Annotated in this window: 19 protein-coding genes; 6 read left to right on the plus strand and 13 right to left on the minus strand. The window is 66.7% G+C overall.

Features of this window, described 5'->3' with window-relative positions:
• The first annotated feature begins 1 nt into the window (after position 1).
• From FDW81_RS13345 to FDW81_RS13355, 3 genes are all read left to right on the plus strand, one after another.
• Positions 2–1381: an amino acid permease gene (locus FDW81_RS13345; protein WP_138134684.1), complete on the plus strand. Its 1380-nt coding sequence runs from the start codon at positions 2–4 to the stop codon at positions 1379–1381.
• Between the two features lie 180 nt (positions 1382–1561).
• Positions 1562–2389, plus strand: coding sequence for an alpha/beta fold hydrolase (locus FDW81_RS13350; protein ID WP_138134657.1), 828 nt, complete (start codon positions 1562–1564; stop codon positions 2387–2389).
• A 34-nt stretch (positions 2390–2423) separates the two neighbouring features.
• Entirely contained in the window at positions 2424–3071 is a 648-nt protein-coding gene (locus FDW81_RS13355; protein WP_138134658.1) for a phosphoribosyltransferase, read from the plus strand.
• A 196-nt stretch (positions 3072–3267) separates the two neighbouring features.
• Here the strand turns inward: FDW81_RS13355 and FDW81_RS13360 are convergent, their stop codons facing one another.
• Complete coding sequence (locus FDW81_RS13360) at positions 3268–4599, minus strand: MFS transporter (protein WP_138134659.1); 1332 nt, start codon at positions 4597–4599, stop codon at positions 3268–3270.
• A 309-nt stretch (positions 4600–4908) separates the two neighbouring features.
• Here FDW81_RS13360 and FDW81_RS13365 point away from each other — a divergent pair, with 309 nt between their 5' ends.
• On the plus strand, positions 4909–5643 hold the full coding sequence (locus FDW81_RS13365) for an IclR family transcriptional regulator (protein ID WP_138134660.1): 735 nt from the start codon (positions 4909–4911) through the stop codon (positions 5641–5643).
• A 60-nt stretch (positions 5644–5703) separates the two neighbouring features.
• Here the strand turns inward: FDW81_RS13365 and FDW81_RS13370 are convergent, their stop codons facing one another.
• The 4 genes from FDW81_RS13370 to FDW81_RS13385 all read right to left on the minus strand — a co-directional run bounded on the left by FDW81_RS13370 (position 5704) and on the right by FDW81_RS13385 (position 12594).
• Positions 5704–7140, minus strand: coding sequence for an MFS transporter (locus tag FDW81_RS13370; RefSeq protein WP_138134661.1), 1437 nt, complete (start codon positions 7138–7140; stop codon positions 5704–5706).
• 175 nt (positions 7141–7315) lie between these two features.
• A complete protein-coding gene (locus tag FDW81_RS13375) occupies positions 7316–10384 on the minus strand; it encodes an AAA family ATPase (protein WP_138134662.1) in 3069 nt (1022 codons plus the stop codon).
• A complete protein-coding gene (locus FDW81_RS13380; protein ID WP_138134663.1) occupies positions 10381–11565 on the minus strand; it encodes an exonuclease SbcCD subunit D in 1185 nt (394 codons plus the stop codon). Before FDW81_RS13380 ends, FDW81_RS13375 begins: the two co-directional genes overlap by 4 nt.
• Positions 11566–11622: 57 nt before the next feature.
• A complete protein-coding gene (locus FDW81_RS13385) occupies positions 11623–12594 on the minus strand; it encodes an aquaporin (protein ID WP_138134664.1) in 972 nt (323 codons plus the stop codon).
• A 159-nt stretch (positions 12595–12753) separates the two neighbouring features.
• On the opposite strand from FDW81_RS13385, the gene FDW81_RS13390 reads away from it, so the two are divergent.
• Entirely contained in the window at positions 12754–13860 is a 1107-nt protein-coding gene (locus FDW81_RS13390) for an ADP-ribosylglycohydrolase family protein (protein ID WP_138134665.1), read from the plus strand.
• Here FDW81_RS13390 and FDW81_RS13395 read toward each other — a convergent pair.
• Positions 13841–14320 carry a DUF4395 domain-containing protein gene (locus tag FDW81_RS13395; RefSeq protein ID WP_138134666.1) on the minus strand — a complete coding sequence of 160 codons (480 nt, stop codon included), beginning with the start codon at positions 14318–14320 and terminating at the stop codon, positions 13841–13843. The two genes, FDW81_RS13390 and FDW81_RS13395, sit on opposite strands and share 20 nt — an antisense overlap.
• Before the next feature lie 66 nt (positions 14321–14386).
• Positions 14387–15397: an exonuclease domain-containing protein gene (locus FDW81_RS13400; RefSeq protein ID WP_138134667.1), complete on the minus strand. Its 1011-nt coding sequence runs from the start codon at positions 15395–15397 to the stop codon at positions 14387–14389.
• 68 nt (positions 15398–15465) lie between these two features.
• Here FDW81_RS13400 and FDW81_RS13405 point away from each other — a divergent pair, with 68 nt between their 5' ends.
• The gene (locus FDW81_RS13405) at positions 15466–16242 is read left to right on the plus strand and encodes a VTT domain-containing protein (RefSeq protein WP_138134685.1); all 777 of its coding nucleotides are present in this window, start codon (positions 15466–15468) and stop codon (positions 16240–16242) included.
• Positions 16243–16311: 69 nt separating this feature from the next.
• Here the strand turns inward: FDW81_RS13405 and rdgB are convergent, their stop codons facing one another.
• The 6 genes from rdgB to clpS form a co-directional block, all read right to left on the minus strand.
• Complete coding sequence (rdgB, locus tag FDW81_RS13410) at positions 16312–16998, minus strand: RdgB/HAM1 family non-canonical purine NTP pyrophosphatase (RefSeq protein WP_138134668.1); 687 nt, start codon at positions 16996–16998, stop codon at positions 16312–16314.
• On the minus strand, positions 16995–17753 hold the full coding sequence (gene rph / locus FDW81_RS13415; protein ID WP_138134669.1) for a ribonuclease PH: 759 nt from the start codon (positions 17751–17753) through the stop codon (positions 16995–16997). Before rph ends, rdgB begins: the two co-directional genes overlap by 4 nt.
• Before the next feature lie 67 nt (positions 17754–17820).
• A complete protein-coding gene (locus FDW81_RS13420) occupies positions 17821–18618 on the minus strand; it encodes an MBL fold metallo-hydrolase (protein ID WP_138134670.1) in 798 nt (265 codons plus the stop codon).
• On the minus strand, positions 18615–19628 hold the full coding sequence (murI, locus tag FDW81_RS13425; protein ID WP_370279035.1) for a glutamate racemase: 1014 nt from the start codon (positions 19626–19628) through the stop codon (positions 18615–18617). The genes FDW81_RS13420 and murI overlap by 4 nt, the downstream gene beginning before the upstream one ends.
• Positions 19629–19733: 105 nt before the next feature.
• Entirely contained in the window at positions 19734–20300 is a 567-nt protein-coding gene (locus tag FDW81_RS13430) for a DUF2017 domain-containing protein (protein WP_138134672.1), read from the minus strand.
• Positions 20293–20676, minus strand: coding sequence for an ATP-dependent Clp protease adapter ClpS (clpS, locus tag FDW81_RS13435; RefSeq protein WP_138134673.1), 384 nt, complete (start codon positions 20674–20676; stop codon positions 20293–20295). The genes FDW81_RS13430 and clpS overlap by 8 nt, the downstream gene beginning before the upstream one ends.
• Positions 20677–20699 lie beyond the last annotated feature (23 nt).

Below are 20699 nucleotides of genomic sequence, written 5' to 3' on the forward strand. Positions count from 1 at the left end.
GATGACGACGAAGTCCGCAACGCCCCGTCCACAGGGACGCGCGGTCCACAGCATGAAGCCCCGCCAATTGACCATGATGGGCCTGGGCAGCGCCATCGGCGCGGGACTGTTCCTGGGCTCGGGTGCTGGAGTGCAGGCAGCCGGCCCGGCGGTACTCATTTCCTACCTGGTTGCCGGAACACTCATCATCCTGGTCATGTGGGCGCTGGGGGAGATGGCGGCCGCAAACCCGAACAGCGGCGCCTTCTCGGTCTATGCCGAACGCGCCCTCGGAAACACGGCCGGAGCCACCATCGGCTGGCTTTGGTGGCTCCAGCTCGTAGTGGTGATCGCAGCCGAAGCCCTGGGAGCGGCCGCGCTGCTCTTCTCCGTCTGGCCCGTCATTCCGGTCTGGGCACTGGCACTGGCGTTCATGGTGGCCTTCACCGGCATCAACCTCACCGGCGTCCGGAACTTCGGTGAATTCGAGTTCTGGTTTGCCCTCCTGAAGGTTGTGGCCATTGTGCTGTTCCTTGCCGTGGGCGCCGCGCTTCTCCTGGGCCTGCTGCCGGATGCCGCGTCCCCGGGCTTGGCCACCCTCACCAGCGACTTCGCCCCGCAGGGCCTCGGCGGAGTCGCGTCCGCGCTGTTCATCGTCATCTTCGCGTTTGGGGGAACAGAGATCGTGTCCGTCGCGGCTGCCGAGACCGAGGACCCGGAACGAAGCGTTGCCTCAGCAATCCGCACGGTGGTCTGGCGGATTCTGGTGTTCTACATCGGTTCTGTCTTTGTCATCGCTGCCGTCCTTCCGGCAACCTCGGAAAGCCTGGCGTCACCCTTCGCCGGCGTCCTGGATGCGGCCCGGATCCCAGGCGCGGGGACAGCAATCACCCTCGTGGCCGTCGTCGCACTCCTGTCCGCCCTGAACGCCAACCTCTACGGAGCATCGCGGATGGCCTATTCGCTGGCGCAGCGGTCGGCGGCGCCGCGTTTCCTGTCCCGCCTGGGCCGCGCGGCAGTGCCCGTGCCGGCGGTATGGTTATCGGTGGCGTTCGGGTTCATTGCCACGGTGCTGGAACTGCTGTTCCCCGAGCGGGTCCTTCCCGCCCTGTTCCAGCTGGTGGGTTCCACCTGCCTGGTGGTGTGGGGAAGTGCGCTGGTCTCGCAGCTTGTCCTGCGGCGGCGGGCAGACCGCGCAGGCCTGCCCATGCCCCTGAGGATGAAGGGCTTTCCCGGCCTGACCATCCTGGGGCTAATTCTCCTCGGCCTCATTTTCGCTGTAGGTTTCAGCGCCGAGGACAGCCGTCTGCAGCTCTTCAGCACCTTTGGCCTGATCGCCGGGATAGCCCTGGCCTGCGCAGCGGGTGCCCGGTTCAGCAAGGGAACCCGTGGGCCAGAGTAGCCAGCGTCAACTGCGGCCTTCGGGCCGCAAAGCGGCGCTGGGCACCCGCCCAGGGTGAAGTCCCGGACTTCCAGTTGGGGGCCGGAAGTGCCGGATTCCCCGGCAGGTAGAGTAATTTCAAAGCGCGAGGCACCGATGCGCCGGGTTTGCCCGGGCGCCGTACTTGATGAGGATGAGAGCATGAGCGGCAGGCACAGCGGCCAACAGCAGACGCACACCGTGGAAGGCACGGACCCGCAACTCTACGTGGGGATCCACGATCCCGCCGCCGACGCCGGACTGCGGCCGGTCCTCCTGGTGCACGGCTTCTCCTCCTCCAGCAAACTCAACTGGGAGGACACCGGCTGGGTGGCTGCCTTGTTGGAAGCGGGCCGCCGCGTCATCACCGTGGACCTGCCCGGCCATGGACGCAGCGGCGCGCCGGAGGACCGGGATTCCTACTCCCCCAGCAGGATCAGGGCGGACCTGCTGCAGACAGCGTTCGACGCCGGCGTGCGGCCCGTGCAGGACGGCGACCCTTCCAGCGGCCTGGACGTAGTGGGCTATTCGCTGGGCTCCCGGCTGGCGTGGGAGTTTGGGGCCACCCAGCCGGAGATTGTCCACCGCCTTGTCCTGGGTGGCCCCAATAGTTCCGATCCCCTTGCCGAGTTCGATCTTCGGGCTGCGCAGGACTACCTGGCTGACGGTACCCCCATCGCAGACGAGTCCACAGCACGCCTGCTGAAGATGGCCCTGCTGCTTCCCGGGAACAACATCTTTGCGCTGCTCTCCCTGGTGGAGGCCATCAAGTCCGAGCCCTATGACCCCTCGGAAGCAGTTCCCCATGTGCCTATGCTCCTGGTCGCCGGCGAAAACGACGAGCGGATCGGCAGCCTTCCTCAGCTCGCGGAACTGGCACGTAAGGCCGGCTCCCCGGCCGAGCAGCTGATTCTTCCCGGCCGGAACCATACGAATGCCGTCACCAGCAGGGCATTCAAGCAGGCGGCCATTTCCTTCCTGGCCGTCTAGTTCCCCGCCTTACAGACATAAAGCCAGGAGCCTGATGGGCATTTATTTCGAAGACCGCACGGACGCCGGAGAACGGCTTGCAGCCCTCCTCGCCCAGTTCCGCAAGCGGCCGGATACGGTGGTTCTGGGCCTGGCCCGCGGCGGCATCCCCGTGGCAGCCGCAGTGGCCAAGGCGCTTTACCTGCCACTGGGAACCGTCCTGGTACGGAAGCTGGGAATTCCCGGCCACGAAGAGACCGCCTACGGGGCCCTGGCATGGGTTCATGGCCGCACCGTCCGGCTGGTCAACAAGCCGCTGCTGGACCGGGTCCTGGAACGCGGCATTCGGCAGGAGTGGCTCGATACGGTGGAGCAGCGGGAACGCGCAGAGCTGGCCCGCCGTGTGGAGCTCTACCCGGGAGCAGACCTTGACCTGGCGGGGAAGACGGCCCTGCTCATAGATGACGGCCTGGCCACGGGGGCCACCATGAGGGCAGCCGTGGAAGCGGCGAGGGAGGCCGGTGCAGCCACGGTGGTGGCAGCCGCACCGATTGGCTCGATCGAGGCGGAGGCCTCCGTGGAGAGGGTGTGCGACGCCGTGCTGTTCCTGCACCTGCCGGGCAAGTTCCGGGCGGTGGGCACCTTCTACCGTCACTTCGAACAGCTGGGCGACGACGACGCGATCAGCCTGCTCAGGCAGTAGCGTCGTGCCGCGGTGGCCCGGGCCGTGGCGCAGACAGGCGCGTGCGGGACGCGCACAGCTTAGCGTGATGCAGACAGCTGTGGCCTGGAGGCCTGGATGAATACGGCGGCGGGCACGGACCGCCCTGGTCCGCGCCCGCCGTCGTTGCTGTTGTTCCGCTGGTTGTGCCGCCCTTCCGCGTTGGCTCCCCTGGTGCCTAGTGGTGGCTGACGCCCAGCGGCCTGCCCTTGGTTTCCTTGGCCAGCACCACACCGATGGCCGAGATAACGCACAGGATCATGATGTAGATGCCGATCGAACCAGTCCATTTGGTGGTCTGAAGCAGGGCTTCCGCGATGGTTGCGGCGAATGCCCCGCCCAGGATGGCGCCGAACGCGTACCCGATGGAGATGCCCGAGTACCGGACGTTGGCGGGGAACATTTCCGCATACATGGCTGACATGGGGCCGTAAGACAATCCGAGTCCGACGGTGAGGACAAACAGGGCCAGGCCGTAAAGCCAGATGTTCTTTGTGTCGATGAGGGCGAACATCGGGATCATCCACGCGAAGATGATGGCGTAGCCCGTCAGGAAGGTCTTGACCCGGCCGATGCGGTCCGAAAGCCAGCCGCCGGCCAGGGTGAAAATCAGCCAGCCGAAGGATGCGAGCGTGGTGGCCAGGAGAACCTGGGGCGTCGGCATCTGCAGCGTCCTGGTGGCGTAGGCGATGAAGAAGGCAATGAGCAGGTAGCCTGCCGCGTTGTTGGCAATGAAGATCATGGTGGAGTACAGGACCGGCTTCTTGTGCCTGCGGACCAGTTCACCCAGGGGTGCCTTGCTTTCCTGCTTCCGGGCGGCCATCTCCTGGAAAACGGGGCTTTCGGCTACGGCCCGCCGGATCAGGTAGCCCACCACGATGAGGATGATGGAGAGCAGGAACGGCACCCGCCAGCCCCAGGCCGCAAAGTCTTCCTTTGACATGCTGCTGTTGAGGAAGAACAGCAGGCCGGTGGCCAGGATCATGCCGATGGGCACTCCGACCTGCGGGTAGGCACCAAACAGGCCCCTCTTGTTCAGGGGTGCATGCTCAACAGCCATCAGCGCCGCTCCGCCCCACTCGCCTCCGGCCGAGAAACCCTGGATCACCCGCAGCGTAATCAGCAGGACGGGAGCCCAGGCGCCGATCTGCGCGTAGGTGGGCAGCATGCCGATCAGCGCGGTGGCTGCCCCCATCATCACGAGGGTGAAGACGAGCATTGCCTTGCGGCCCAACCGGTCACCCAGATGGCCTGCAACCACCGCACCCAGGGGCCGGAAGAGGAAACTGATGCCAATCAGGGCAAACGAGAGGATCTGGGCCAGCCCGGGGTTTGACTGGTTCAGCGGTGCCAGGAACAGCGGTGAAAGCAGCGTTGCGGTCAACTGCGCAAAGATGAAGAAGTCGTACCACTCGATGGTGGTGCCAACAAGGGTGCCGGCGAGGACCTTGCGCTCCTCCCGCCGGGAACTGGGACCGGCGAGGGTGTCCACCTTGGAAGGTGTGGTCATTGAAACTCCATTGTTCAAGGCAGCAGTGCTGCCGGATCGCCTTCAGAATTACCGACAGAACGGTCAGTTAGTTAGTAGGGTACTACGAAAATGTGAGTCCGAACACGCCCCGAGGGAACTTTTATGCTCCGCTAAAAACGCCTCCGGCATCGCTTGCGGTGGTAGCCGAGCCCTGCAGGACATCGTGGACTGCCGTGGCAGGGAGTTCTATATTGGAACCGTTGTTGCACTTTCAGAACATGTCCGGACTGATGAACCATGACAAGAGGTGGCGGCACCTTCAGTGGCTGTCAACCTAGGATGGACACCATGAATTCCACCGCCGCAGCCCCGGCCGGAGCAGCGCCGGCCCAGGCTTCCCCCTCCCAGACCCTCTCCCGGGGAATCCGTGCCCTGGAGATTCTGGCAGCCGCGCCGGGGCCGCTGACCATTGCGGAACTGGCAGAAGCCATGGGCGTGCACAGGTCTGTGGCATACCGCATCCTCCGGACGCTTGAGGACCACTCGCTGCTGGTAAGGGACGACGCCGGACGCTTCCAGCCCGGTCCCGGACTCGCGGTGCTCGCACGCGGCGTATCGCGCAGCCTGCAGGCGGCGGCCCTCCCGGAACTGACGCACCTCGCCAACAGCCTGGACATGACGGCGTTCGTGGCCGTCTGGGATCATCATGACTGCATCACCCTGCTAACCGTGGAGCCCAGGCATTCCGGAGCCACCGTTGCCCAGCATCCCGGCACCCGCCACCCCATCAACGCCGGCGCACCCGGCATTGCCATCCAGTCTTCGCTCACTGAGGCCGAATGGGAGAAGCTGGGCACCGGAATCCCCTACCGCCCCGAGGCCGCCGAAGCCCGCTGTGCCGGATATTCCGCCAGCCATGATGAGGTTATCCCCGGCGTTTCCTCCCTGGCCGCCCCCATCCGGGTTCCCGGCGCCCGTCCAGCCGCCCTCGCCGTCGTCTATATCCGCTCCTCCCACCAGCCCCCTGCAGTGGGTGCGGCGCTGGTGGAGAGCGCCCGCAGGATCGAGAAGCAACTGGCGTAGGAAATACCGTACCAAGGGTGCGTCCCGCACAGCGCCGAGGTTACCTCACGCCTGCAAACCTCAGGCGCGGCTGCGGTGAAGCACGACGGCGGCTCCCGCGCCCAGGAGCGCCAATGCCGATGCCGCGCACGCAGGGACCATGAAGGCGGCAGTGTAGCCGGATGCCTCAGCAAAGTGGCCGCCCAGAGATGAACCCAGTGCAGTCCCGGCCACAATGCCGCTGGCCAGTGCGGTCATCACCGTACCGAGCCGTCCAGTCGGAGCCAACGTGCCCCCTACCGCAAACACCGTCACCATGACCGGCCCCACCGGGAGCCCCAGGACCAGCAGCGCCGCCACCATTGCAGGCATCGACGACGGCAGGAGCAGCAGCAGGGCCAGCGCCGCCATCAGCACGGCGCAGAGCATCCATCGCCACGACAGGCTGAAGCGCCGCGGCCAATATGCAACCGAGAGTGCTGCCACCGCTGAACTGAGCCCCATCGCTGCATACAGCAGGCCCGCCACCTCCGAGCCGGCAAAGCCCGCCGAGAATGAACTCAGCGCAGCCTGCGTCGAACCGAAGAAGGTTCCCATGCAGACCATGGCCAGCACCGGCAGCGCCACGGCCTGCGGAAGTCTGCGGGCCCTCTTTGTGCTGATTGCGTTTGTACTGGTTGCGGGGGTGCGGCGGGGTCCGGAGCCGTGCAAGTGATCTCCGCGCATCGTTTCATCGCCGCCGTGTTCCAGGGGGCCGCGGCGCGTCTGGACTGCGCGGTGGGTCTGAACTGCGCGGTGGGTCCGGTGCACAGCGAACGCGGGAACCAGCGTGATGGTGAGCGCCACCGCCACGGCAAGCGGCAGCCAGGGAGCCATCAAACTGGCGAGGACCCCCACCAGCGCAGGCCCCAGCACAAAGGTCACTTCATCGGCGGTGCTTTCATAGGAAAGGGCGGTGTCCAGGTCCCGCGACCTCTCGGCAACAGTTCCGCGGGAGGCGAGGGCCATCCAACGGACCCGCGCCAGTGGCCCGACCTGAGGGCAGCTGGCCCCGGACGCAAACGCGGCGGCGAGCAGAGCCACTATGGATCCTCCCCCTCCCGTCACCAGGGCGGCCAGGATGAGAGCCACGACGGCGATGCTGTTGAGAAGGGCGGCAGCCAACAGCACGGGGCGTTGCCCCCGGCGGTCGGCAACGGCTCCAAGGACGGGGGCACCAAGGGCTGAACCAATGCCTACCGCCCCCGCTGCCGTTCCGGCCAGCGCATAGGAGCCGCTCACTGACGTAACCAGGGTGAGCGTCCCTACCGTCAGCATGGCCAGCGGAAGCCGGGCAACCAGACCCAGGGGGATGAAGCTGCGGCCGGCCAGAAGGGGCAGCCGGGCGAACCTGCCGCGGGAGGGCGGGTTCGCGCGGGAGTCGGGTACCCCAGGGGCGGAATCCGCAGTGTTGCCCTGTGCAGAAGGAGTGCCGGCGGGGAGGGCCTCGGTGCCGGCAGCTGAAGTGTGTGAAGTCATTCCGGGCTCGCAAACATCATTTTGCGCATCGTCCCTCCTCCCGATGCGCACAACCCGGTAACTGTCACAGTATATCCGGCCTGCCGGCGGTGCATTCCAAGACTGCCTGTCCATCTTCGGACTGCGCCGGTGCATGTCCTGACAGCCGGCGGGCCTTCACGACCCGGGCGTCCAACTACCCTGGCGCCTCCAACGAGTCCAAAATCCGCAGGGTTGACCCGTTACGGCCCTTGAGGACCTGGAGCTGTGCCCCGATCCGCTGCTTCATTTCCGCCACATGGCTGACCAGCCCGACAACCCGGCCGCCGTCCCTCAGTCCTTCGAGGGCGTCCATGACCTGTTCGAGGGACTGCTCATCCAGGCTCCCGAACCCCTCGTCGACGAACAGGGTCTCGATCTCGACCCCGCCGGCTTCCTGCTGGACGACATCGGCCAGGCCCAGCGCCAGGGACAGCGAGGCCATGAATGACTCTCCTCCGGAAAGGGTGGAGGTATCACGCCGGTGCCCCGTCCACTGGTCCACCACCTCCAGGCCGAGCCCGGACTTTGCGCCGCGTGCTGCCTTGGCGTCAGTATGCTGCAGAAGGTACCTTCCGTCGCTCATGGCAACCAGGCGCTCCGAGGCTGCGAGGGCAACCTGCTCCAGGCGGGCGGCAAGAACATAGCTGTTCAGGCTCATCCGGTAGGTGTTCTCGCCGCGGCCGGCCGCGGCGTCGGCCAGACCGGCCAGCATCTGCGCCCGCTCCGCAGGCTGCCGTGCCGCCCCTGCCAGTTCTTCATATTCTGCCCGGAGCCCTTGCAGCGATGCCAGGCACCGGGCCGCCATGCCCGCTGCCAGGTCCGCGTCCCGTGCCTCCTGCAGGGCAGCGGCGGCAGCGTCACGGAGGGCGGCAAGCCGCTCGCCGTCCACGTCGTAACCGGCGTCCTTTTCCTCCGCCGCCAGCACGATGTCCTCTGACACGAACAGTTCCGCGACGCGGGCTGCCTCGTCCTGCGCCGCCCGCACTTCTGCCTCCAGTGCCGCTGCCTCATGGGCGGCCAGCAGCTGTTCCCGGGCCTCTTCCGCTGTTGCAAAGCCGGCCGCGGGCAGCGCGCGCTCCAGCTGTTGCCTCGCCTCTCCAGCGCGTGCCTCAGCCGTTTCAAGGTGTGCCTGCGCTTCCACCGCCTTATCCAGCACCGCCACGGCATTGTCCAGCGCGCGCAGCCGTTGGGAGAGGCTGCGGTGCCCTCCCCTCAGCCCCGCCAGCGACTGGTCAAGGGCGGAGGACTGTTCTGTCAGATCGGTCAGCAGTGCAGCGGTACGCGCCAGTTCCGACTCTGCGCCGGACCGGGTTTCCTCTGCCGCCGCAACAGCAGCCTCCAGTTCATCCAGCCGCAGGCGCACCGATTCCAGCTCTTCCATTGCCTCTTCTGCATCGGCGGCGGCCAGGCGGGCACGTTCAGCTGCATCAAGGGCGTCATCCGCGGCAGTGTCCCCGCCCTGCCCGGCCAGCACGGCCACCCGCTGGTTGGCTTCCGCCAGCTGTTCAGCCACGCGGCTGAAGGCTGCCTCCGCCGCTTCATGCTCAAGCCGGGCGTCTTCCTCTTCCTGGGCCAGCCCGGGACCGGCGGGACCTCCCGAGGCGGGACCGGGATGGTCCAGGCTGCCGCAAACCGGGCACTGTTCCCCTGCCACGAGCTTGGCCGCCAGCTCAGCTGCGGCGTTGGCCAGCCGCTGTTCCCTCAGATCCAGCCAGCGGCGTTTCGCCTCCAGCTGGTTTTCCCGAGATCCGTCCCAGCGGGCCTTCACTGCGTCCCGGGCCGCAAGCGCCGACCCGTAGCGCTGGACAACATTCAGCAGCTCGTCCGCGGCAGTGGCTTCCTTTCGGCGCAGGGCAGCAGCCCCCGCTCGCTGCTCGAGCTGTTGCAGCCTGACCTGAAGGCGGGACCGCTCGTCCTGGAGTTTTACCCGGCGACGGACGGCGTCAGCAACGGAAGCGGTCAGGTCTTCCTGTTTCTTCAGCAGGCCGCTGCGCCGCTTCCCCAGTCCCTGCAGCCGGTCCTCGTCCGGAAGCCTGGCCTCCACTACCGCGAGGAGGGAACGCAGCCGCCCCAGTTCCGCCGCAGCCCCGATTGCCGGCCCTGCTCCTTCCGGAGCGCGTGCTCCTTGCGGCTTGAGGTCGAGTTGTGCCAGCTCCGTGTTTTCCTCCGCAGCCAGGCTAAGCAGGGTGAATGCGGATTCGGCAGCACTGGCTGCGCTCCGGACCCTGGCAGCGCTGGCATCAACGTTTTGAAGCTGCCCGTCCAGGACTGCAGCCTTGCGGTGCCGGCCAAGCCTAAAAAGCTGCTCTTCCAGCAGCGGCGCCTGCTGCTCGACGGCGGTTTGCCTCGCCACCGCCGCATCAAGTCTGCGGCGCCTCTCCTCGCGCGCCGCTTCCTCATCCACGGACTTCCGGCACTGCCGGCTGGCGGCTTCGGCCAGATCTGCAGCGCCAGCAAGCTCCCGCCGGCGGTCACGCACAGCGTCCTCAAGCCAGCTCAGCCTTGCGATGTTATGTTCCGGCGGAGGGCTGCCGGTTGCGTCCAGGTTCAGGCGGGCGGCTTCTGCCTCCGCCCGCGCCGCCACCAATTCAAGCCGGCTGGCAACAAGGGCAACTTCTTCCTTGGCTGCCTGCGCCTGGCGGGACAGGTCCTGCTCCACGGCTTCGAACCGCTCAGTGCCGAAGAGTTTCTGCAACAGTTCCAGCCGTTCGGTGGCCTTGGAACGCAGGAAGGCAGCAAAGTCCCCCTGGGGCAGCAGGACCACCCGGGTGAACTGCTCGCGGTCCATGCCCAGCAGCGCCAGCAGTTCAGCGCCGGCTTCGTCGTTCCGCGTCGACTTTTCCGTCCAGGTACCACCCACCCGTTCGCGCAGCAGGGTCTTGGCCTGCTGTGTGGTGAAGCCGTTCTTTCCCCGGGCGCTGGGCTTGTCCCAGGCCGGCGACCGTGTGACTTCCAGCCGGCGGCCCTGCGCCGAGAATTCACAGGTGACGGCAGGTTCCTGCGCTGGCTCGGCATGGTCGCTGCGGAGCCGCTTTCCGTCCTGCCGGGCTCCCGGGACCGAACCGTAAAGGGCGAAGCAGATGGCGTCCAGGACGCTCGTTTTTCCCGCTCCGGTGGGACCATTGAGGAGGAAGAGGCCGTGGGCTCCGAGCCTGTCGAAGTCGATCTCCTCGGTGCCGGCAAAGGGACCGAAACCGGAAATGCTGAGGCGGTGGATCCTCATCGTGATGCCTCCTGGACGCGCACATTCTCGAGCGCGGATGCCAGCGCTGCCTTTTCGTCCTCATCGGGCACCCTGCCGCGCACGTGCTCCAGGAAGCCGCAGCACACCGAGAGGTCGTCCGGCGCGTCAGCAAGCCTGCTGCTGTAACTCTGGATTGCAGCAGGTGCTCCGCCCTCCGGGTCAAACCCAAGGACCAGTGTGTCCGGAAACCTGGAACGCAGCCGCTCCATGGCCCGTGCCGGCCGCTGCGCATCAGTCAGCGTGATCTGGCAGTAGGCAGTTTCAGCCCACTGGTGTTCAGGCGCTTCCAAAAGCTCCGCGAGCGTACCCCGCAGCACCGCCAGTGCCCGTGGCGCCTCCCACAGGATTTCCGCCACCGAACTGACGCCGTCCGCGCCGATGTCCACCAGCCAGCCGCCTTTCCGGTGGGCGGCCTCGGAGAAGGAATATGCCAGGGGCGAGCCCGAGTACCTCACCTGCGGCGAGAGCGCCTGGCGTCCGTGCAGGTGTCCCAGCGCCGTGTAGCCGAAACCGTCGAAGAGATCCAGCGGTACTGCGCCCACGCCGCCCATGCTGAGGTCTCGTTCGCTGTCCGAGCTGATCCCTCCGCTCGCGAATGTATGCGCCAGGACGACCGAATGGACAGTGGAGGAGTCTGACCGGCGTTCGATATCCCCGCGGATCAAGGCAGTGGCTGCACGGGTGACCTCAAAGTGGCTGGCAGTTTCCACCCCCAGTTGTTCGGCGACCAGCCGGGGCTCAAGCCAGGGTATGCCGTAGATGGCCACCACAGCCCCGGCCTGGTCGCCGGCGGCATGGTCCTCCAGCGGCAGCAGCAGCGGCTCGGCGAGGTCCGCCGGCCTGGTCCGCAGATGGACTCCCCCGCGCTCCAGGAGCCGGGACGCGAAACCAAGGCGGATGGCCGAATCGTGGTTCCCGCTGGTGAGCACCACTTTGGCTCCTGCCGAAGTCAGCCGGACCAGGGCCTCGTCCAGCAGGTTCACCACGTCCACGCCGGGAAGGGCGCGATCGTAGACGTCGCCTGCTACCAGGACGACGTCAACGCTGTGCCGGCTGACGGCTCCGACCAACTGGTCGACAAAGTTGCGCTGTGCATCCAGCATGCCAACGCCGTGGAAGGACCGCCCCAAGTGCCAGTCCGATGTGTGGAGTAACCGCATGTCCCTAAGCTATCGGCCGGCACTGACAACCGGCGCAACGTCAACCATCACCATGGCTCAGCCCCGCTTGCCTTCAAAGAACTCCTGGGCTTCACTGCCAGCCCGCCCGGAGCCGTCCCCGCCCTGGTGCACGTGCCCGGTGGCGCCCGCAGCTTCAGGGGAAGTATCGGTCCCGCCCGATCGGTTGGATTCCGGGGCTGCAGCAGGGCCCGTGTTCCCGCGAACGGCGTCAACACCTGGCCCGAAGCTCCGGAACACAAGCCCCGCAACGGCGGCGCCCACCAGCGGAGCGGCCAGGAAGACCCACAGCTGCTCAAGGGCCCAGCCGGAGCTGAAGACAGCGGACGAAACAGCGCGGGCAGGATTGAACGGCAGGTTGCCTACGGACTGGCCCAGCTGCAGCAGGACTGCAAAGGACAGGCCGACGGCGACGGGCGCCGCCAGGCCATGGCTGACGGAGGCGCCGCTGCTCGGGGCGCCGTCCCTGCCGCGGGTGCCGGCCCTGCCGGACGTGCCCAGGAAGACCGCAACGATGATGGCGGCACCGAGCATTTCAAGAAGCAGCGCCGCCGCCAGCGGAGCCTGGATGATGGAGTGCTCGCCAAAACCGGCAGTGACCGTGTCGAAAGCCGTCCGGCTGTCCGTGATGCCCGGAAGGGTCCGCAGGACGGCGAACAGTGCCAGGGCACCGGCGAATCCCCCGGCCACCTGCGCTGCTGCATAGGCGGCAGCAGCGCCTGCCCGGATGCGGCCGGCCAGCAGATGGCCCACGGTGATGGCCGGGTTGAAGTGCCCGCCCGAGACGTGGGCGAAAGCGAGCATGGCGGCGGTAACGGCCAGGCCGGCAGCAAGGGCAGCAGGCAGGGGGCTGGAGTCCGGGATGGTGAACAGCGGAACGCCGAGACCGGCCACCACAATGAACAGGCTGCCGAATGCCTCGGCCGCCAGCCTCGGCAGGAGCCCGGGACGTGAATCCGGTGGGGTGCCCGGTTGCAGTGCGTCGTTATGGTCGATGGCGGGGGTGCTCATGCTGGGACCCTTAGGTAGTCAGAAGGTGTTGGTGCTGCCGCCGGGCAACTTCACCATTATTCCAGCCGCAACTGGATGTTTGCTGAGGCAGCGCGCTTGCGCGCTGGCAATGTCCGGCAGGCGTGCGGGCGGGGTTTGCGGCCGCGGTAAATTTACAGGATGAGCATCAAACCTGGCCCTTCCGCACCCGCCCTGACATCCCGCATCCATGGCTGCCTGCTCGGTGGCGCCCTGGGCGATTCACTGGGCTACGCCGTCGGCAAGGATCCGATGGAAGAAATCCGCCGCCGCTTCGGGGGCCGCGGGCTTACCGGCTTCGACGCTCTCCCGGAGAGCAGGTTCTCGGACGAAACCCAGCTGACCCTTTACACGGTGGACGGTCTGGTTGAGGCGCTGGAATGGGCAAATTCCGGTGTGGGGGCTGATGTGAATGCCTGCCTTTGGCTGGCCTACCTCCGTTGGCTGGCAAGCCAGGGTGAGGAGGCCGGGCCGTCGGCACCGGCGCCCCAGCCCCGATGGATTGACCGCCAAGGTGTGCTTCGCCAGCGCCGGAACCCGGATGAGGCCTGCATTTCAGGGCTTGCAACCGGTGAAATGGGCACGTCCGTCCGCCCTGTGAATCCCGGCTCGAAAGGCTGCGGAACGGTGGTCCGTTCAGCACCCTTCGGGCTGATCCCGCACATCGCACCCGAGGCCGTTTACAAGCTGAGTGCGGACGCCGCCTCCCTGACCCACGGGCATCCGGCGGCGCGGCAGAGCTCGGGGATCTTCAGCCTCCTGATACATCGGCTGGTATCAGGAGAAGGGCTCTTGGATGCGGTGACTGCAGTAACAGCCCACGCACGCACTTTGAATGAGGTGGCCCCGGAACTGCCTGAACGCCTTGAGGCTGCCCTCCAGCTTGCCGGCAAGGGAGTGGTCACTCCGGAGGAGCTCACCGCCACCCTCGGTGAGGGGCGGCTCGCCGAAGAAGCCCTCGCCGTCGCGCTTTATGCAGTGCTCGCAACGCTGCCGAAAACCGGCACGGACGTTACGGCCGACGGCGGCACGGACACGCTGCCCGTCCGTCACTTCCGGGAGGCGGTGGCACGGGCAGTGAATCACGGCGGCAGCAGTGATTCCACCGGATCCGTCGCCGGAAACATCCTTGGCGCGTTCTACGGCGAGGACTGCCTGCCTGCGGACTGGCTGGAATCGCTGGAGGCACCGGAGGCGGTCCGGGGCATGGCCAACCTGCTGGCGGGGGTCACATCCGCCGAAGGCTGATGTTGTTGCACGCCTCGCAGACGTCTTCAGGAATCATTCCCCGACGCTGCAGGAACCCGAAGACCACGCAGCCGAGGCAAAAGCCCGCAAAAGCTTCCAGTGACGCCGCCGCGATCAGGATGCCAAGAGCTGCCCAGGCGGCGGGCACCGCTCCGGCCATGAACAAAACCAGTGCAGCAGTGGAGACCGCCGCCCCCATCCCCTGGGCGAAGCGTTTGGGCGGGCCGGGGACCAGTTTCACCCGCCCCAGCCATGGAGTGATGACCTTCACGGACAGCAGCGCCAGCGGTGAGACCCTTGGGCCAAAGAGCACCCGCAGCCAGAATCCGGCGGCGATGGCCGCCAGGCCCCACACGGAACCGGTGGCCACCGTGACCGCCGCCAGCAGCACCACCAGCCCCGCTGTGACGCGGGCGGCATACTCGTTGACGGGGTTCGGGAAGGCGAACAGAGAACTCATGGGCCAAGGCTAGGAGCGGGCACGCCTCCGGCCAAGCTGTGTTGCGCCGGATGAACCATCGGACCCCTAGGCTATGGCTGCCGCCGCCACATCCCCCACCATCTGCAGGAACTCGCCTTCGGACAGCACCTCGATGGCCTGGCCGCGTTCATGGAGCTCCAGCACCCGCCTGGCCTTGCCGGTCAGCCTGCCTGAGCGGAGGTCGGACGCCAAAAAACCGTCCCCTACCACCAGGACGGTGGTGCGTCCCGTCACCCTGCTTTCCGGCCGGGCACCGAAATCTGCGGAAAGCCGCTTCGCTTCCGGCCGCCCCATGGAGAGCTGCCCGGTGAAAACCACCGTCTGCCCGTACAGGGGGTGGCCAGGCTCGGCTGCGGGATTGGGAAGCGGGTTGGCGCCCTCCTCGGGCCAGCCCGACCGGAACGGCCGAACCGGCGCAGCGCTGGTGAGGGCCGACGCGGACAAGGCGGCCAGGCTGGGCTTCGACAGCAGCCCGCTGGCCGGGTCGAAGGCCTGCTGGCGCGGCACCGCCAGCCCCAGGGAGAGATAGAGTTCCGCGATGCTGTTGGCCTGGTTCCGCCGGGCGATGTCGATCAGGATCCCGGCGCATGCCCTCGCGTCCTCGGCGGCGTCGTGGTGTTTCACCAGGGGTACGCCGGCTTCCTCCGCGGCAAACGGCAGGGAGTTGGACACCAGCGAATAGCACCGCCGGGAGAGCATCACCGTGCAGACATAGTCGTAGGCGGGCCCGGGCAGTCCCGAGACCTCCAGTCCGGAACGGATCACTCCCAAATCGAAGGCAGCGTTGTGGGCCGCAAGGATGTCATCCCCGATGAATGCACCGATCTCCGGGAAGAGCTCCCCGAAACGGGGGTGGCCGGCCACGTCCTCAGCCCTGATCCCGTGGATCCGGACATTGTGGTAATCGAAGTGGTCGTGGTTCCGAGGAGGCCGCATGAGCCACGAGGCCTCCTCGACGATCCGTCCGCCCCGGACCTTCGTGAGGCCAACCGCACAGGGAGAGCCCCGGAAGCCGTTTGCAGTCTCGAAGTCAATCGCCGTAAAGTCCAAACCCACGGCCCCCACCTTACCGCCGGTCAGCGCCCAAACCCGTCAAGTACCCTTGAGGGGTGAACTTTCCTGTGATGAACGACCTCGCCGTGTCCCTGCTGGGCGGGGCAGGACCGGTCCAGCCGCAGCTGGCCTCCTTCCTGCCCGACTGGCTGAACCCCCAGGTTTTCCTGGCCGATCCTGCGCTGGCTCCCTGGGTGGTCCTGCTCGTGTGCGGCATCGTCTTCGCGGAAACCGGCCTGCTGGTGGGCTTCTTCCTCCCGGGTGATTCCATGCTGTTCACCGCCGGGCTGCTCGTCGCCACGGACACCATCAAGTTCAACGTCTGGCTTTTCGCCCTGCTGATCATCATCTCGGCCATCGTGGGAAACCAGACCGGCTACCTCATTGGGTCAAAAGCCGGCCCCGCCATCTTCAACAAACCCAATTCACGCCTCTTCAAGCGCGAAAACGTGGAGAACGCACACGCCTTCTTCGAAAAGCACGGCGGCAAGGCGCTGATCCTGGCGCGTTTCGTCCCGATCATCCGGACCTTCGTGCCAGTCATCGTGGGTGTGGCGCAGATGAACAAGAAGAAGTTCTTCCTCTATAACGTCATCGGCGCAGTGCTGTGGGGCGGCGGCGTGACGCTCCTGGGTTACCTGCTGGGCGACAGGATCCCATGGGTGCGGGATAACCTGGATATCATTTTCATCGCCATCGTCCTGGTTTCGGTCCTGCCCATCGGCGTGGAGGTCCTCCGCGGAATCTCCGCCAAGCGCCAGGCGAAGGCCTACGGCACCGATCCGGTGGATGAGTTCATCGAGGAACACGCCCCCGAGGACGAGCAGAAGACCCGCCGCCTTCCCTAGCAGCGATTACGAAAAGGCGCGCTCCCCGATGAAACGGGAAGCGCGCCTTTTTATTGCGCCGCGGCTTTGTCAGTCCTGGTGCGGACCGACGTCCGGACTGATGGCAGCCTCCCCAAGCGCCTCCACAATCGCCGGCAGGAGTGCCCGGAATGCCTTGCCGCGGTGGCTGATGGCGTTCTTTTCCTCTGCCGACAACTCAGCGCAACTGCGGCCCTCCCCCGTGGGCTGCAGCACCGGATCATAGCCGAAGCCGCCGTCCCCGCGGGGCTCGCGCAGCAGCACGCCTTCCAGCTGACCGTACTCCACCACCTCGCGGCCGGGAACGCCGTCCAGGGCAGGCACCGCCAGGGCTGCGGCGCACACGAAGGCAGCACCCCGGTGGATATCCGGCACGTCGGAGAGCTGGCTGAGCAGCAGGCGGAGGTTGGCTTCGTCATCGCCATGACTGCCGGACCACCGCGCCGAAAAGATTCCCGGCGCTCCGCCCATAACATCAACGGCAAGGCCCGAATCGTCCGCGATGGCCACCATGCCGGTGGCCTCCGCAACGGCACGCGCCTTCAGCAGGGAATTCTCGGCGAAAGTAACGCCTGTTTCGACGACGTCGGGGGCACCTGCCGCAGCGGCGTCCACCACCTGCGTGTCGACGTCGAGCCCCGGCACCTGCCCACGCAGCAACTCCCTCAGCTCACGGAGCTTGCCCTTGTTGTGGGTGGCCAGGACAAGGCGCGGCGCAGCGCTGCCGGCCGCGCTCACAGCGTGTCTGCCAGGGTTTCGCGCTGGATGGCGGCAAGCTGCGTGGTGCCCAGCAGGGCAAGGTCCAGGAGCGCGTCCAGTTCGGCCCGGTCGAAGGGCGCGCCTTCAGCCGTTCCCTGGACCTCCACAAACTTGCCCGAGCCGGTGACCACCACGTTCATGTCCGTCTCCGCCCGGACGTCCTCGACGTACGGCAGGTCCAGCATGGGTACGCCGTCGATGATGCCCACGGAAACGGCCGCAATGGTGTCCACGAGGGGCTGGGCGTTCTTGGCGATCAGGTTGTTGTCGCGGGCGAAACGGATGGAGTCCGCGAGCGCAACGTAGGCACCGGTGATCGCGGCGGTGCGGGTTCCGCCGTCTGCCTGCAGGACGTCGCAGTCCAGCACAATGGTGTTCTCGCCCAGTGCTTTGGTGTCGATGATGGAACGCAGCGAGCGGCCGATCAGCCGCGAAATCTCGTGGGTGCGGCCGCCGATCTTGCCCTTGACGGATTCACGGTCAGAGCGGGTGTTGGTTGCCCGGGGCAGCATGGCGTACTCGGCGGTTACCCAGCCGCGGCCCTCCCCCTTGAGCCAGCGCGGAACCCCGGCGGTCAGGGACGCCGTGCACAGGACCCGGGTGTTGCCGAACTCGATCAGGGCCGATCCCTCAGCCTGGTTGGACCATCCGCGGGTGATGCTGATGGGCCGGAGCTGGTCGGGGGCACGGCCGTCGGCGCGCACGATGGGCACTGCAGTTGCTTCAGAAGTCATGTCTTTAGCTTATCCACTGCGCGTGCAGCAGGTGCCTTTGCCTTTTGCCGCGGCGCAGGGGCCCGGCTCAGATCGTGTAGTGTACTCCGGCGACAGCCACGGCAACGTCGCCGCCGAACGCCGGCCGGGCTTCGGCCATCACGGTGGTCTGCGACGTCCACACGGGAATGTGGGTCAGCAGCAGCCTGCGTGCCCCGGCGGCCGCGGCCGCCTCACCGGCGCGCTTTCCGGTGAGGTGGACGTCCTTGATGCCGTCGTCGCGCCCTTCCTCGAAGGCCGCCTCGCAGAGGAACAGGTCCGCATCCTTGGCGGCCTCCTCAAGGCCCGCACAGGAGTCCGTGTCCCCGGAGTAGGTCAGGGTCCGGCCAACAAGGTTGCCGTCCTTGTCCGGTTCCACCACCTCCACCCGCAGGGCGTAGGCTTCCTCGATGGGGTGGTTGACGGCGAACGGCGTCACTGTGAACGGACCCACCGTCACTGGTTCGCGTTCAGTCCAGTTGGTGAAGTCGAATTCCTCATGCATGCCCGGATCAAGCGCGAGCCCATAGGCGGTGGCCATGCGGTCGGCAGTGGCCGCCGGTCCCCAGACGGGGATCCGTCCGCGGCCCCATCCGCCGGGCTTCCAGCGGATGGCGACGTGAAGGCCGCAGAGGTCCATGCAGTGGTCCGGGTGCAGGTGGGTGAGGAAGATCGCGTCGATGTCCTCAAGGTCCGTGTACCGCTGGATGGCCCCCAGCGCGCCGCTGCCGAGGTCCATCACCACTTTCCAGGTCCGTTCGCCGTCGTTCGCCGTCAGGAGGTAGCACGACGCCGGGGAACCCGGGCCGGGAAAGGATCCGGTGCAGCCTACGATGGTGAGCTTCACTGGCCGGGGCCTCCGGTCACTGGGGCGCCCACGAAGTTGGAGATCCGTGGCCGGGCCGAGGCGCCCTGCGCAGCCGCGATCATTTCGGGGGTGATCCGTGCGAGGCTGCCCGTGGGGTACTGGGCGGACACATGGTCGACGTGCCGGACGGAGAGCACTTCGGGTCCGAGGAAGCGCCGGGCCAGGGCCTCGAACTGCCGGGCATCGCCGGTGGCCACGAAGTGGTGTTCCGGCGGGGCATCGTCCGTGCGCTGGAGATCGTGGGTGGCCAGGGCGCGGTAGACGTCCTTGGCTGTTTCCTCGGCGCTGGACACCAGCGTCACGTCTGCTCCCATGACGTAGGAAATGACACCGGTCAGCAGCGGGTAGTGGGTGCAGCCCAGGACCACCGTGTCCACTCCGGCGGCTTTGAGAGGGGCAAGGTATTCCTCGGCAACAGCCAGCAGGGCGGGTCCGGTGGTGATTCCCGCTTCGACATAGCTGACGAACTCCGGGCAGGCCACCGAGGTGATCTCCAGGTCCGGGGCGGCGGCGAAAGTGTCCTCATAAGCGCGGGAACCCACAGTGGCTGAGGTGCCGATCACGCCCACCCGCCCGCTCCGGGTTGCCGCAACCGCCCGCCGTACGGCGGGCTGGATGACCTCGATGACGGGGATGCCATACTTCGCCGTATAGCGCTCCCGGGCATCCCGCAGCACAGCGGCCGACGCCGAGTTGCAGGCAATGGTGAGCAGCTTGACGCCGGAGTCCACCAGTTCGTCCATCACGCCCAGGGCGTTGGCGCGGACTTCAGCGATGGGCAGGGGGCCGTACGGCCCGTGCGCGGTGTCCCCGACGTAGAGGATGGACTCGTTGGGAAGCTGGTCGATGATGGAGCGGGCAACCGTCAGTCCGCCCACGCCGGAATCAAAGACACCGATGGGCCGCGATTCGACTGCCGCCGGGAGGCCGGCGGCTTCGGAGGCCGGTGCGGTGACGGTGGACGGATCCGTGCTCGAGGCTGTTGTCATGATTATTCGAGGATAGGTCTTCCCTGCCGGGTCAGCCATGATGTTGTGGCCTGCGGCTCATGTCTGGTGTGTCACAGCAGGCGGCCCGGGAAGGTGCGGAACAGCTCATCGGCGGGTTTCCAGGGACTGGAGCATCGCCTGGACCAGTGACTCCTGCAGCCAGGTGGCGAAGTTGTACACCAGGGCCAGGTAGCTTTCCACGTCCTCGGCCTGGGACCAGTCCTGCATGCGGTGGACATGTTCAGCGTCCTCCTCATCCTGGATGTCCAGCCGCTCGGCAAGCACCAGGCGGACGTCGTTGAGGGCCATGGACCAGTGCCGCGCCCCTTCGGGCGTCAGCACGATCTCATCCTTGTCCAGGTCCAGGGCCGCAGCCCGGAGGGCGCCGATCTTCGTCTCCCGCAGGGAACGTTCGGTGAGCTGGCGGAACTCAAGGGACGCTCCGGCGTCGGCCTTCACCACGTTTGGAAGGAGCCGCTTGACTGCACGGTCCGAAGGCTCGGCGACGTCCATGTCCAGGCCGATCAGTTCCGCCAGCGGATCCTGGCCGGCCCTTTCCTGTGGCTGGAGCATGGAGATGACGTCGTTGATGAGGCTGCGCAGCAGGTCACGTTCCGCGGGTTCCAGATAGCCGGTGATGCCCTTCAGTCCATACCTGAATGCCTTAGCCACGTTTCCCCTTGCCCTGGCCCGAACCGCCGGACTTTCCTGGTGTGCCGTTGTTCCCGCCGCTGGCTTTTTCCACCGTGGCCCACAGCCCGAAGCCGTGCATGGCCACCGCATGCCGCTCCACCTGCTCCTTGCTGCCGGAGGCCACAATGGAGCGGCCCTTCCTGTGGACCTCCAGCATGAGCTTGTTGGCCTTGGTCTCCGAGTAGCCGAAATAGCTCTGGAAAACGTAGCTAACGTAGCTCATGAGGTTCACGGGATCATTCCAGATCACCAGGTTCCAGGGGATGTCCGGGGCGGTCAGGGAATCTGTGGCCTCCGCTGTTCCGGTCCGGGTGCCCTCCTGTGTGCCAGGGCCGGGCGCAACGCTTATGGTCATCTGTCCATTCTATGGGGAGGGTG

Origin of the sequence: Pseudarthrobacter sp. NamB4, assembly GCF_005796185.1 — a bacterium.
In the GTDB taxonomy this organism is placed as follows: Bacteria; Actinomycetota; Actinomycetes; order Actinomycetales; family Micrococcaceae; genus Arthrobacter.